Annotated in this window: 11 protein-coding genes; 2 read left to right on the top strand and 9 right to left on the bottom strand. The window is 56.8% G+C overall.

Annotated elements, in window-relative coordinates; genetic code table 11:
• The first annotated feature begins 466 nt into the window (after positions 1–466).
• Positions 467–913 carry a hypothetical protein gene (locus Q0650_RS07445; RefSeq protein WP_298817462.1) on the top strand — a complete coding sequence of 149 codons (447 nt, stop codon included), beginning with the start codon at positions 467–469 and terminating at the stop codon, positions 911–913.
• Between the two features lie 21 nt (positions 914–934).
• Positions 935–2,428: a cryptochrome/photolyase family protein gene (locus Q0650_RS07440; RefSeq protein WP_298817460.1), complete on the top strand. Its 1,494-nt coding sequence runs from the start codon at positions 935–937 to the stop codon at positions 2,426–2,428.
• A 36-nt stretch (positions 2,429–2,464) separates the two neighbouring features.
• On the opposite strand, the gene Q0650_RS07435 is transcribed toward Q0650_RS07440, so the two are convergent.
• From Q0650_RS07435 to Q0650_RS07395, 9 genes are all read right to left on the bottom strand, one after another.
• The gene (locus Q0650_RS07435) at positions 2,465–3,898 is read right to left on the bottom strand and encodes a rhamnulokinase family protein (protein WP_298817458.1); all 1,434 of its coding nucleotides are present in this window, start codon (positions 3,896–3,898) and stop codon (positions 2,465–2,467) included.
• Between the two features lie 157 nt (positions 3,899–4,055).
• Positions 4,056–6,248, bottom strand: coding sequence for a bifunctional rhamnulose-1-phosphate aldolase/short-chain dehydrogenase (locus Q0650_RS07430; protein WP_298817456.1), 2,193 nt, complete (start codon positions 6,246–6,248; stop codon positions 4,056–4,058).
• A 123-nt stretch (positions 6,249–6,371) separates the two neighbouring features.
• On the bottom strand, positions 6,372–7,655 hold the full coding sequence (locus Q0650_RS07425) for an L-rhamnose isomerase (protein WP_298817454.1): 1,284 nt from the start codon (positions 7,653–7,655) through the stop codon (positions 6,372–6,374).
• Between the two features lie 128 nt (positions 7,656–7,783).
• Positions 7,784–8,107 carry an L-rhamnose mutarotase gene (locus Q0650_RS07420; protein WP_298817452.1) on the bottom strand — a complete coding sequence of 108 codons (324 nt, stop codon included), beginning with the start codon at positions 8,105–8,107 and terminating at the stop codon, positions 7,784–7,786.
• 134 nt (positions 8,108–8,241) lie between these two features.
• The gene (locus Q0650_RS07415; protein WP_298817450.1) at positions 8,242–9,375 is read right to left on the bottom strand and encodes a substrate-binding domain-containing protein; all 1,134 of its coding nucleotides are present in this window, start codon (positions 9,373–9,375) and stop codon (positions 8,242–8,244) included.
• Between the two features lie 54 nt (positions 9,376–9,429).
• Entirely contained in the window at positions 9,430–10,443 is a 1,014-nt protein-coding gene (locus tag Q0650_RS07410) for an ABC transporter permease (protein ID WP_298817448.1), read from the bottom strand.
• Positions 10,433–11,464 carry an ABC transporter permease gene (locus Q0650_RS07405; protein WP_298817445.1) on the bottom strand — a complete coding sequence of 344 codons (1,032 nt, stop codon included), beginning with the start codon at positions 11,462–11,464 and terminating at the stop codon, positions 10,433–10,435. The genes Q0650_RS07410 and Q0650_RS07405 overlap by 11 nt, the downstream gene beginning before the upstream one ends.
• Positions 11,461–12,996 carry a sugar ABC transporter ATP-binding protein gene (locus tag Q0650_RS07400; protein ID WP_298817443.1) on the bottom strand — a complete coding sequence of 512 codons (1,536 nt, stop codon included), beginning with the start codon at positions 12,994–12,996 and terminating at the stop codon, positions 11,461–11,463. The genes Q0650_RS07405 and Q0650_RS07400 overlap by 4 nt, the downstream gene beginning before the upstream one ends.
• Before the next feature lie 10 nt (positions 12,997–13,006).
• Positions 13,007–13,786 carry a DeoR/GlpR family DNA-binding transcription regulator gene (locus tag Q0650_RS07395; protein ID WP_298817482.1) on the bottom strand — a complete coding sequence of 260 codons (780 nt, stop codon included), beginning with the start codon at positions 13,784–13,786 and terminating at the stop codon, positions 13,007–13,009.
• Between the last annotated feature and the right edge of the window lie 688 nt (positions 13,787–14,474).

Genomic DNA, 14,474 nt, shown 5'->3' with positions numbered 1-14,474 from the left:
CTGACCTGACAATACTTAACCGATCGCTATCTGGAATCGAACGCAAATGACCGGCGCGCATTGCAGGCAGTATTTCGGCAGCGACATGCGCAAGATGACGATCGTACAACCAGCAACCAGAATCAGTCTTAAGGCGGATACACAGACGTAACCATGCTTGCTATACTTTTCACAGGTCGAGCGATGGAGCAACAGACATCGCCCGACATGTATCCTCCGAATCCTCACTGTTGCTCCCCATAACCCCCCTACGGCCACTGGCAAGTGGCCGTTGCCACATGTACGATGGGTCGCGGCGGCAATGCCCCGCGACCCCTACCGCTTTGCTACGAACACAATACATCTCGCCATCAGTGACTTAAGGCGGCCCGAATTATACGGTATAATAGTAGCGAGCCAAGCCCGGATATACCCTGAATTGCGCTATACTAGAGATACAAAACCTGGAAGGAACGAGGAGACGAGCGTGTTAACCTCGGAAGAGTTGACACCAACCGGCAATAGTTGCACCCAGCGCGAGTTGGAGCTTCTGCGACGAGAACTCTCTGAAGCGCAGGCATTGATCCGTTCGCTGCGGCGTCAACTGGAAAAGACGATGGCGGCGGCTCAAGAAGCTCAGCGCGCCCATGCCAAGATGGTTGAGACGCTCACCGAGACGATGCGCGAAAACACCATTCTCTGCCACGAACGTGATATGTGGCGCGCTCGCGCTCAGCGGCTTGAAGCCTCGCTCCAGGAAGAGTCGCGTCCCGGAGCAATCATTGATATTAGCTCACTGGCCGGCCAGATCAGCGAGGATGAAGCGAATGCCATTCGCAAAGCGATGGCTCGCTTACATCACCCTGATGTTGGCGGTGATCCTGAACGCATGAAGGCATGGAATGCCGCACTTGACCGCCTCTTTCGGCATTAAGCCCACCCATTCCTGCTCTAGATGACATCTACTTCTGAATCGGTCTGGATTCTCGGCGACCAGCTTAGTCCCTACCACCCCGGTTTAAAAGCCGGGAGGCGGGTGGTGATGATCGAGTCGCTTGCCCGGCTCAATCAGCGACCTTATCATCGCCGCAAACTCGTGCTGATTATCAGCGCGATGCGCCATTACGCCGCCGCATTGCGCGCTGCCGGCTATGACGTTGACTATCGCGTAGCGCCCGATTTTCTTACCGGTCTGCGCGAACACGTTGCCACCTTCGGTACGCGCCACCTCATCTGCATGGCTGCGGCAGAATACGCTACCCGGCAATTCCAGCAACGCCTTGCCGACGAGCCTGGGATCGCAATCACGATCCTACCCAACACCCTCTTTCTGGTCGAACGCTACCCGCCAAACCGCCCACCGGCGCTTATGGAACCATTTTACCGGGCTATGCGCCGGCATACCGGTCTGTTGATCGAACCTGACGGAAATCCCACCGGTGGTATCTGGAATTTTGACCACGAAAATCGCCGGCGCTACGATGGCCGACCGGTGCCACCACCGTTACGATTCGCTCCCGACGAGATCACCCGCCAGGTCATTGCCGATCTCGCCGTTGCCTGCCCTCGTGCCATCGGTTCAGCCGATGACTTTGATCTACCGGTAACACGGGAGCAGGCATTGCAGGCGTTAGCCGACTTCATTGCCCGGCGGCTGCCCGATTTTGGCCCCTTTGAAGACGCAATGAGCAGCGAACACGATCTGCTGTTCCATTCACAGCTTTCACCCCTGCTCAACATCGGGTTGCTCGACCCGCTTGAGACGGCGCAGGCAGCGGTTGACGCCTACCGGCATGGTCACGCGCCACTGGCGTCAGTCGAAGGTTTTGTGCGCCAGATTATCGGCTGGCGCGAATACATTTACTACCGTTACTGGGAACTTATGCCCGATCTGTTGCAAGCCAATGCGTGGCGGGCTGAACGACCGCTGCCGGACTGGTTTTGGACGGGACGGACCCGCATGCGCTGTCTGAGCAAGGTTATCAGCCGCGTGTTGGATAGCGGCTACTGCCACCACATCGAGCGCTTGATGGTACTGTGCAACTTTGCCGTGCTGGCCGGCATCCGACCGCAAGCAGTCAATGACTGGTTTCTCGAATGTTACATTGATGCTTACGAGTGGGTAGTCACACCAAACGTGATCGGAATGGGGCTCAATGCCGATGGCGGGCGCACAGCTACCAAACCGTACATCGCTAGCGCCGCTTACATTGACAAGATGAGTGACTATTGCAAAGGCTGCGTTTACGACCGCAAAGCGCGCGTCGGGTCGCAGGCATGCCCATTCAACACGCTCTACTGGCATTTTTTAATCACTCACGAAGAGCGGCTGCGGGCCAATCCTCGCCTTGGACCGGCAGTATTGGGACTGCGACGGTTGAGCACTGACGAACGGCGAGCAATTGTAGCCCAGGCAAACGAGATCTTGGGGCGGATAGAGGAGCTGTGATGACTGCATCGCATTCCTCTATCAACCCCAACCAGATCATCCCTGACGCGGTTCGTACCGTTGTTGCGCTACCGACGCAGCGGCTACCTGTCGCGCGGTGACCAGATCGGGTAGGTAACCCATCGCAATGGCCTGCACCAGGATATTGCCCAGCGCAGTGCCTTCGGCTGGGCCGGCCACAACTGGCCGTTGACAGGCGTCGGCAGTAAGCTGGCAGAGCAAGCTATTCTGACTCCCACCGCCAACAATGCGGATCGTCGTGATAGTCTGCCCGGTCAACTCTGCCAGAGCGTCGATCACCTGCTGGTAGCGCATCGCCAGACTATCGAAACAGCAGCGCGCAATCTCGCCGACCGTCTCTGGCACAGGTTGGCCGGTGCGCCGACAGTAGTCACGGATGCGCGCCGGCATATCGCCGACAGCAAGAAACTCTGGCGCATCGGGATCGATAAGCGAACGGCGCGCCGGCACAGCCGCAGCCTGGTTCACGATCTCATCCCAGTCGAGCGCTAAACCCTCTTCGCGCCAGCGCCGTTGACACTCTTGCGCCAGCCACAACCCACTCACGTTCTTGAGTAGACGGATCGTGCCATACACTCCACCTTCGTTGGTCACATTCAGAAGTCGAGCTGCTTCGTTGATCAGCGGTTCGCTCCGTTCTACCCCAACTAGACTCCATGTGCCACTGCTGATGTAGGCGCTGTGGGTATCGAGATGTGGCACTGCCGCAACTGCGCTCGCTGTGTCGTGCGTACCCACTGCTACTACCGTCACGCTCGCCGGTAAGCCCAACGCTGCTTGCAGCTCAGGCAACAACGGGCCGAGGCGCGTGCCGGGCATCACTAAAGGCGGCAAGATATGGCCGGGTAGCCCTAACCGATCAAGCAAGTCAGTGGCCCAGATCCGCTGCCGGGCATCAAGCAGCATCGTTGTGGAAGCGTTAGTGTACTCGGCTATTCGCTGTCCGGTAAGCCAGTAATGGAAGAGATCGGGAATAAGCAGCATTGTCGCTGCCCGCGCCAGTCGTTCGCCTTGACGTTCGGCGTACAACTGGTACAGCGTATTGAATGGCAACCGCTGCAAACCGGTGCGTTCGTAGAGTTCGGTGGGAGAGATAAAAGCGTCAACCTGCTCAGCCATGCCTTCGTTGCGCGGATCACGGTAGGCAAAGGGATCGCCAAGCAATGCCCCATCAGCGTCGAGAAGGCCATAATCAACTGCCCATGTATCGATCCCAATGCTGGCCAGCAAGCCAACCGGTTCGTGCCGGGCATACTGATGCAATCCATACTGAATCTCGCGCCAGAGTTGGTTGATGTCCCAGAAGAGATGGCCATTGTGTTCCACCATGCCATTTGGAAAGCGATGAGTCTCTTCAAGGGCAAACCGGCTGCCGTCCCATCGCCCAAGGATAACCCGACCGCTCGAAGCGCCAATATCAACTGCGAGAAAGTGCGCTTGTTCAGCCATAACGTTGCCTCGCCAACATACATGACCGTTCTGAGCCGATAGCTTCGACCTGATCATCAAACCACGGATTGTTCAGGTAAGCAGGCATCGTGGCGTAGCGTCAACGCGCGTCGCTACTCCGCAACCCTCCACGCTATTGCCCGCTGGTTTCGCCACATCACCGCAAGAAGGCTTCGTGCAAACCGCCATCGACCGTCAGAATCTGGCCGGTGGTCTGGCGCAAACGCTGGCTCAGCAACAAGAAAAAGGCTTCAGCCTGGTCAGCCGGTGTAATCGGACGCTTGAGCAACGACCGTTCGGCATAGAAACGGGCCAGTTTTTCGGTCAGCGACTCGGTAGGTTCATCAGGTGTGAAGGGAATCCCGTATTTGATCAATGAAGAGATGACCCGCTCGCGTGGAAACATTCCGCTACCCTGCACCACTGTCGCCGGAGCTACACCATTAACCCGCACTAATGGCGCCAGCTCAATGGCCAGCTCGCGAATGAGATGGTTGGCTGCTGCTTTGCTGGTGTCATAAGCCAGCGATCCCTTCTTTGCCACCACTGCATTAACCGACGTGGTTAATACCAGATTTGCCGGCAATCCTTGTTCACGCCAGATCTTCGCCGCTTCATCGGCAACCAGATAGTGACCGGTCACGTTGACCGCGAAGGTCAACGCCCACTGATCGTCACGGATGCGGCCCTCGGCGTCAGGGGCCACAAAGATACCGGCAGTAATCGCCACTGCATCAAGACCGCCATAGGCCAGTGACACTTGCCGCAACATCGCGCGCACACTGTTCCGGTCTGTAATGTCAGCCGTCAATCCGATAGCCGGTCCGCAGGCAGATATATCGCTACCGGCAACCCCGATTCCCATACCGTGACGGTCGACAATCGCCTGGGCAGTAGCCTGAGCCGCGACATCATCCTTGTCAACACAGACAACATGCGCGCCCTCGTCAGCCAGCCGCAGCGCTACCTCGCGACCAATGCCACTGCCTCCGCCAATTACCGCAATCACCTGCCGGGCCAATTCTTTCTCCGGCGGCATCCGGCGCAGTTTAGCCTCCTCGAGCTGCCAGTACTCGATATCAAACGCTTCTTGCAGCGGCAACGCGACATACTCATCGATTGCCTCTGCTCCCCGCATTACCTCAATCGCCGCAGTGTAGAATTCAGCGGTTACCCGCGACTCACTCTTGTCTTTCCCCCACGCAATCATACCCAAACCCGGAATGAGGATGACGGTCGGGTTTGGATCGCGCATCGGTGGCGAGTCGGGCTGACGGTAGGTCTCGTAATAGCGGATATAGTCAGCGCGATACCGTTCCAGTCCTTCAGCCAGCTTACGACGCAGATCGCTCAAACTTTCGGCTTGCGGATTCCAATCGATGTAGAGCGGCTTGATCTTGGTGCGCAGAAAGTGATCGGGGCAGCTCGTCCCTAACTCGGCCAGGCGCGGCGCATCAAAGCTGTTAACAAAGCGCAACGTTCGCTCATCATCCTGGAAGGTGGCAATAAAACGGCGATGCTGACTGATTTGACCGCGCAACCACGGGAGAATTGCAGCAATCGTGCTCCGTCGCTCCTCAAGCGCGAGCGCTGCATATTTTGGCCCACCAAACGTCGCTTCACCACGGTCGCGCGCTTCAATGTAACGCGCCGCGCGCTCGATCAGTTCCAGGGTACGCTCGTAGCACTCCTGGTCATCATCGGCCCAGTTGATCAGGCCATGCCCCCCTAAAATGACACCCTTCGCCTGAGGATGTTCACGACAGATACGCTCGAGCGTCAGGCCAAGATCGAAACCGGGTCGTTGCCATGGCGTCCAGATCACTTCATCACCGTAGATTTCACGGGTGAGACGCTCACCATTGCGCGAAGCTGCAATCGCGATCACCGCATTGGGGTGCATATGATCGACATGACGGTAGGGAATGAAGGCATGGAGTGGTGTGTCAATCGATGACGCGCGCGGATTCAGGTTAAAGGTGCAATGCGGGTAGAGATCAACCATTGCATCTTCGATTGCGGTTTTCGGTCCACGATTGGGATCGCGCAGATACATCGACCGCAGTTCATGCAACTTTCTCAGTTCAAGCGAGGCAAAATTCGCGCGGGTACTGGTGCGCAAATCACCGCCCGATCCCTTAACCCACAACACATCAACCGGCGCGCCGGTTAGTGGATCAGGTTCGCTAAGCTTGGTCGATGTATTGCCGCCACCGGTATTGGTGATCCGCTGATCACTTCCCAACAGATTCGAACGGTAGACCAGCCGGGCCACCGGATCGAGCGTTGCCGCATAAGCCTCATCCCAGCCGTAAGCGACGTGGCGGAAACGAGTGGTATCGGTATTCATTGGGGAGACTCCCTGTTTTGTTCGACAGTAACGGGTGGATTCACAACCTTCATGCGGGTAAACTATCTGAGCGCCAACCGCTTCCCTCGCTACGCCTGTTCAACTCTCCTTCACCAGGTTCCGTTATCCTCGCGCTGCCAGTACGTCAGCCTCGTAACGACGGATTTCGTTGAGAAAACTCATCCCAACCGGCACGTCGTTGCGGTAGCAGTAGACATCCCATACGGCCTGCCATGGCATTCCCTTCAGTTCCTCGAGCAGAGCCAGGCGCGCTGTCGTATCACCAGCCTGCTCAAGTTCACGCAATCGCGCAGTTGGCTCGAGTAGGGCCACTAGCAATGCTCGCAGCGCATTACGCGCGCCAATTGTCCAGGCCGCGACCCGGTTAATGCTGGCGTCGAAAAAGTCAAGACCGATGTGGGTTCGGCTCAGAAAACCACCGCGCGCGACCTCTTGCATTATCGCCTGTGTCTCGTCAGAAAAGGTAACAACATGATCGCTATCCCAACGAACGCCTCGGCTGACGTGGAGCAAGAGTTCATCAACAAACAATAACACTGCTGAGATCTTATCGGAAATCGTTTCAGTTGGGTGAAAATGACCGCTATCGAGGCAGATGAGCAGACCGGGTCGGCTGACGGCATAGCCAAGATAGAACTCGTGTGAGCCGACCACATAGCTTTCTGAACCGATCCCGAAGAGTTTTGCTTCCACGGCATCACGATTGTGAGCTGGATCAAGTGGTTCGGCCAGGATCGCGTCAAGTGATTCGCGCAGACGCTGGCGCGGCCCCAATCGATCGACCGGATTATCCTTCGCGCCATCGGGGATCCAGATGTTGGTGACACACGGTGTACCGAGTTCGCGTCCAAAATGGGCGCCGATCCGCCGACAGGCGATGCAGTGGTCGATCCAGAAGCGCCGAATGGCGGGATCGGGATGGGCGAGCGTCATACCATCGGCAGCCAGCGGATGCGAAAAGCAGGTTGGATTGAAGTCAATACCGTGACCATTAGCTTTGGCCCAATCGAGCCACGCGGCAAAGTGTTCAGGGCGCAATTCATCACGACTTACTTTGACGCCACCGGTTTCGGCGTAAATGGCATGTAGATTGAGGCGATGGCGTCCGGGCAACAACCGGTACACCAGATCGAGATCGCTGCGTAACTCGTCACCATTGCGCGCTTTACCCGGATAGTTACCGGTGGCAGCAATGCCACCCTCAAGCGGGCCACCCGGATTTTCAAATCCGCCGACATCATCACCCTGCCAGCAGTGCAAGCTAATGCTCACCGACGACAGCATCGTCAATGCAGCTTCCGTATCGACTCCCAATGCCGCGTAGCGATCACGAGCAATGGCATATGCCGCCTCGATCTGCGTTGCCGTTGGCGCAGTAAATGACATGGTTTTCTCCCGTTGTGCTCAGCCATCATTCTAGCGCGATGTTCGCGCTTTCAGTAGGCTCTGTAGCGCAAACTACCATCCCAACGCTTGTATTCGTTGCGCTAACCGACAGATCGTTCGCTGTCGTTTCAATCGAGATGAAATACCTCTTCCAGTTGCACCATGCTCTGATCGGCATATGCGCCGCTCAGATTTTCAAAATAGGGCGCCATCATCGCCTGCCAGCGCGCATTGACCTCTTCGGTTGCCATACCGGCCAGCGCCTGTTCGAAACTCTCCGGCACCTCGACATAGCCAAACAACAGACCATCGTCACGCAAAAAGAGCGTGTAATTGCGCCAGCCATGCCGGCGAAGCGCGTCGAGCATTTCAGGCCAGACGTTCGCGTGATGGGCCTTGTACTCTTCGATAAGTTCAGGTTTGACTTTAAGGGTAAATCCGACCCGTTTCATGATACCCTCTCAGGAAGTGAATGTGGGGCGATGCGTTGCATCGCCCGCCTTACCTGCTAGCTACGTGTCTCTATCGTTTACCCATATCTGCATGTTCCACGCGCAGTCACAAGACTTGCGACTGCGCTACGCCGCTACTCGTTCACATTCTCGGCAGTGTAGACCGTGAAGGGACCCATCAAGACGCGCAAACCGTTGGGACGGGTGGGATCTTTCTCAATCGTATAGGTACCCATCCGGCCTGCGTTGAAGCGCTCGCCCTCGACTCCTTGCAACTGGCCAGTCGCCAGTCCGTAGGCCAGATAGTAGGTCAGGTAGCCAAGGTCTTTGAAGCTCCACAGGGCAAACTGCGGCGCGCATCCGCTGAGCGTGTAGCTGACCATCTCTGAGGGCAGGCCCAATCCCGACACCTTCACTTTGTCGCACAAGCCTTCGTCGGTCATCGCCTTCGCCGCCGCCGCAATCCCCACCGTCGTCGGCGCCATGATCAGCTTCAAGTTCGGGTATTTGTCTACCAGCGCCAGCGCCTGGTTGTAGCTCTCCTCGGACTGGTCGTTGCCGTACACCGTATCCACCAGCTTCAGATTGGCGTACTTCGGTTCGGTCAACACCTGCTTCATTGCCGCGATCCACGCATTCTGGTTCGCCGCATCCGGCGACGCCGACAAAATCGCAAACTCACCCCCTGCCGGGCCGAGAATCGCCAGCGCCATATCCGCCATCACCCGTCCCGTCTCGGTGAAATCGACCTGCGCCACAAACACGCTCTCGCCTTGCGCCGACGGGATCGGCGAATCCCACGTCACCACCTTCACCCCGGCAGCCTGCGCCGCCTGTGCCGCAGCGGCGATCTGGTCGCCAGCGTTGTTCGACAGCATCACCGCCTTCACCCCCTGCGTGGCCGCGTTCGTCAACGTCTCGATCTGACCCGCCACCGAATTTTCGGCGGTCGGACCGGTGAAGATGAGATCGCCCTTATTCCCTAGCTCAGCATGGGCCTCTTTGGCGCCTTCATAAGCTTGATCGAAGACGGCAATCCCGAGGAATTTCGGGAGCAGGATCATATCGATATCGAGACCAGGAGTAGCCGAAACCACGGCTCCTGTCGGCGCGCTGGTAGGCGCCGGTGCGCTGGTGGGCGCTGGCACGCTGGTAGGCGCCGGTGCGCTGGTAGGCGCTGTAGTCTGAGGTTGTGAACCACATGCAACCAGCAACATTACCAGGATCAATCCAATCGTCAACAATGAAAACCGGTTGGTCACCTTCATACAGATACTCCTCATCTGAGTACAGACGGAACGGCACTGTTCGAGAACCCTCTGTTATGATGAAGCACTGGTTTCGATACTCGCTTGCACCTCCTTTCGTTGCATAGCGCGCCGCTGCCAGCGATCGCGCGCGACGTGAGCCAGATTGGGAAGTAAAACCGAGAGAATTAACAACATCCCAACCACGCCGGTTTGCACATTGCCGGTAACATTCATTAACGACATCCCGTTCCGGAGGTTGAGGATGAGTAGAATTGACAGGCCCACGCCACCTAACGTGCCTGCACCACCGAAAATGCTTACTCCACCGAGTAGCACCATTGTGATGATGTCAAGCTCAAAGCCATCGGCTGTATTCCCGCGTACCGCCCCCAAACGCGCCGCCAGCAGAACACCAGCCAGGGCTGCAATCAAGCCCGAAGCGCAAAACAGACCGAGCTTAAGGCGCGGCACATCAACACCGGAATAGCGGGCTACTGCCGCATTGTGCCCAACCACATAGACCAGTCTTCCGACACCGGAATAGTGCAGGATAACAAAGGCCAGCGCGAAGAGAGAGCCGAAAAGGAGGAGGCTGAAAGGGAATGGCCCGAGCAGTGGTTGCTGACCGAGCGTCGTAAACCAGGCCGGAAAACCACCGATAGAACGATCTTCGATCAGGATGCGAGCAATGCCACGGAACCCAATCATACCGGCGAGGGTCACGGCCAGCGAGGGCAAACCCACATACGCGACCCAAAAACCGTTGAATGCGCCGCAGAGCAAACCGGCCAGTAACGCCACCACGATGGCGGCAACCAGTGGAACACCCTGCTCGAACAACACCGCCACCACACAAGCAGCCAACCCCATGATTGAGGCAACCGATAGATCGATCTCGCCGTTGATGATGATGAAGGTCATCACCAGCGCAACCATGATCTTCTCAATCGACAGTTGAAAGAGATTGATCTGATTATTCAAGCTTAAATATGCTGGAGCAAGATTGGTATTTAGCGTGGCAACCACGAGCAAAATTGCCAGAAGCAGACCTTCCCAGCTCAACAAGCGGCGCAACTTAGCGTTCATTGCCAGCCTCCACGCGCACTGCCGGCGCAGCCCACAAACGGCGCAACCAGCCCAAAATGACTGAATCCGAGGCAACTGCCAGCAAGATTAACAGTCCGAGCAAAGCATCGCGCCAAAACTCACTGATACCCAGCCAGCGCAATAATCCCTGCCCGAGCAGATCGATCAGGAAAGCGCCAAGCAGCGCGCCAAACACCGTACCCGAACCGCCAAACGTATTGACCCCGCCGACTACGACTGCCGCAACCGACTCGAGTTCGATACCCTGACCGGCGACAGCGGTGATATTGCCGAAGCGGGACAGGAAGAGAAATCCGGCCAACCCGGCCAGCATGCCACAGAGCACAAACGCTGCCAGTACGGTCTGCTGCACGGGTAAGCCGGCGAAACGAGCAGCTTCTGGATTCGAGCCGATTGCGTACAGACGACGGCCAAAGATGGTATAGCCCAGCACAAACTGAAACACAATCACCGCGATGATGGTGATAGCAAACAGAGGCCGCACGGCAAAATCGCCGATGGTAAGCAGCGTCTGCCGGCTCAGTTCTACAACCCATGACGGTAGTGAGTCGACCGTAATCGTGCGAGCATTGGCGTAATTGATCAACAACATGCGGTAAATCGCGAGTGTTCCCAGGGTAGTAATAATTGCCGGCACACGACCATAGGCTACAATCACGCCGTTAAACAACCCCATTGCGCCGCCGACCAGTACCGCCAGCGCCACTGCCGCTGCCGGTGGCATAGTCGGATTGGCGGCCAGTTGCGCTCCCACAAAATAGGCGGTAAAGCCGACAATCGAGCCAACTGACAGATCAATGTTGCGCGTCAATACGACCAGAGTCTGCCCAATCGCCACCATGCCAACGATGGCAACACTGGTCGTAATGCGGTTAAATGTGCGCGCCGACAGAAAATTCTCGATCTGCCAGCCAAAGACAAGCAAGGCAATGACAATCAGTCCGACCAGACTCAATTCGCGAATCTGTTCTGGTCGAATCCGCTGACGCCAGCTATTCATGATGCGCTCCCTATCGTTTCCGCAGTCGTCGTGCCGACGGTGTGAGATTGCCCCATCGCCGCGGCCAGAACCCGCTCCTGAGTTGCTTCATGGCGGGCAAAGATCCCCATTTGCCGACCTTCGCGCATAACCAACACCCGATCACTCATCGCCAGCACCTCAGGGAGATCGGAAGAGATCAGGATGATGGCAATACCTTCTGCAGCCAGTTGATCGATCATTTGATGCACTTCAGCCTTGGCGCCAACATCAATCCCGCGAGTCGGCTCATCGAGGATTAGCAGTCGTGGTCGCGTATTGAGCCACTTGCTCAACATTACCTTTTGCTGATTGCCACCAGATAACGTGCCAACTGCAACATCGACCGATGGCGCGCGGATTGCCAGCCGCTGACGAAACTCTTCTGCGGTGGCAACCTCATCACGCCGACGCAATAAACCCAACGAATTGAGATACCGTTGCAGGGTAGGGAGAGTAATATTTGCCGCAATCGACATGGGCAACGATAAGCCCAATCCACGGCGATCTTCACTGACATAGGCAATACCAAAACGCATTGCCTGATGTGGGTTGGTTATTCGCACTGATTGGCCAGCGATGGTGATCGTTCCATGATCGGCGGGGGCGATACCAAACAACGCCAGCCCAACGTCTGTGCGACGCGCACCCACTAGACCGGCAAAACCCAGTACCTCGCCAGCGCGCACATCGAACGAAATACCCTGGAATACCCCCTGACGACCCAGGTTGCGCACCTGCACAAGTATCTCGTCACGAACGGTGTGCCGTCTGGGAAAGAGCTGCTCAACACTGCGTCCGGCCATGTCACGGATTGCCTGCTCAACGGTGACTTCTGTCCGGAGGGCCGATGAAATGAGGCGGCCATCACGAAAGACCGTAATCCGGTCGGCAATCGCAAACACCTCTTCTAGCCGGTGAGAAATGAAGAGGATTGCAACCCCTTGCGCGCGCAACCGGCGCACAATGGCAAAGAGTTGCTCAACTTCGTGCGCCGACAGCGCCGCTGTGGGTTCGTCCATGATCAGCACGCGCGCCTGCAATGACAGCGCTTTGGCAATCTCAACCGTTTGTTGGGCAGCGACACTCAAACCGCGTGCCGGCTGGCGCACATCCAGATGCACGTCGAGCTGAGCCAGGATCGCTTCCGCCGCGCGGTACATCTGACCCCAATCAACCAGCCACCTGCGACCGGCGTGAGCAACGAAGATATTTTCCGCTACATTCAGATCGGGATACATCAACGGTTCTTGATATATCGCCGCAATGCCCAACCGCTGCGCTTCCAATGTGCTGCCGATACGCGCGGGCTTGCCATCAAGCAAGATCTGACCACTATCGGGCTGATGAACGCCGGTCATTATCTTGATCAGCGTTGATTTACCGGCGCCATTCTCGCCGAGCAGCGCATGAACTTCACCTGGATACAGGCGCAGACTCACGCCGTCTAGCGCCTGCGTATTGCCAAATCGGCGCGAAATATCGCGCATCTCCAACACAGGAGTCGTCTGCATAGCCTCCTCGCTACACGATGGTGACCGGAAAGAACTCGGTGAAGGGCGCGCTGCGTTCGGTCGCTTCTGGGCCGGCAGTGATGAGCTGATGAATCGCCTCGACCGGACAAAAGCTGGTCAGCGCCGTTTGGCCAAGCTTGCTGCTATCGAGCACCGCAATGACCCGATCGACGTGTCGTACCATCTCCGCCTTCAACAACCCCTCAGGAATCGAACTCTCGGTCAAACCTTTCGCTGTCGTTAATCCTCGAGCTGAAAAGAATCCTTTGTCGGCATGCAACCGCTGAAGCATCTCTTCGGCGAGCGTACCGGTCAATGAACCGGTATCACCGCGCACCTGGCCGCCAATCACGATAGTGGTGATTGTTGAATAAGCCCCCAACGCCAGCGCAAGATGCATACCATTGGTAATGACGGTCAGATTGCGCCGGTCGGCAATCTGGCGCGCAATAGCATATGCGGTCGTACTGGCATCGAGCATCACGGTATCGCCATCGGCAATCAGCTCGGCTGCGGCGCGCGCAATGCGCTCTTTTTCTTTGGACTGAACTTTCAAGCGTGATGCGAAGCTGCCTTCTGGCCAAAGCGGTCGATCAAGGACGGCTCCACCCCACACTCGTCTGAGCAGACCTTCGCGCTCCAGGAGGGCAAAATCGCTGCGAATGGTCACTTCAGAAACGCCGAGTTGTTCAGCGCACCATTTGACCGAGATCTGCCCATACCGCTGCAGCAGCGTCATGATTTGATCGCGCCGTACTTCGGGTGGGAGTGCATCCTGGCTCTGTTCCATCATGGTGTTCTAGCCCATTCAATACTTGCCTGGAATTGTTTTGATAGTCTATACGAATTTTCAAATCTTGTCAAGAACTTTCGAGATTTTACGAATTTTCTCCGCAGCAACACACGTGGCGCATGCCAGCCTGCGCCATCCGCCTGAACAGGCACATCGATGGCAGATGTCACAACAGGTAGCGTGCTGTAATATCCCGATTGTAATCAGGTAGTCTGTGGGAGGGTCGACCGCAGCTTTGTTTGCTCCTCGCCAAAAACCCGGCGGAAATGTCTGAGCAGTCGAAATGAGTGAGGGGAGTCAACGGTATCCGATGCCATCACCTGTCAGGCGCAGGTAGCTGACAAACGCCGGAGAGGTAGCATTCAGCGCCGCAACATCGTCGCGGTGAACTGCAACCTGCCCTACGGCGTGTGGTTCTTTGACTAGCGGTTGCCAGTCTGACGGTGATGGAATGTTGCAGGTTTTAAGATGACACGCGCTCGAAAAAATCGTAAAAGATCGTAACTGGCATTCCTCAACACCGTAGCCTAAGAGTGTATCAGCTCTGGCAGAATGTTCCTTGCCACCGGCAAAGTGTGTCAGACCCGGCAACCATGCTCCGCTAACTTAACGTCAGTTATGGATAAGCTGCTGGCAAGGTCGAGCGCAGGTTGAGGCCCAGCGAGGGCTTGATTGGCCGATGGCA

The organism is uncultured Chloroflexus sp., from assembly GCF_937129525.1.
Classification (GTDB): Bacteria; Chloroflexota; Chloroflexia; order Chloroflexales; family Chloroflexaceae; genus Chloroflexus.
This window is presented reverse-complemented; position numbering and strand designations above follow the sequence as displayed.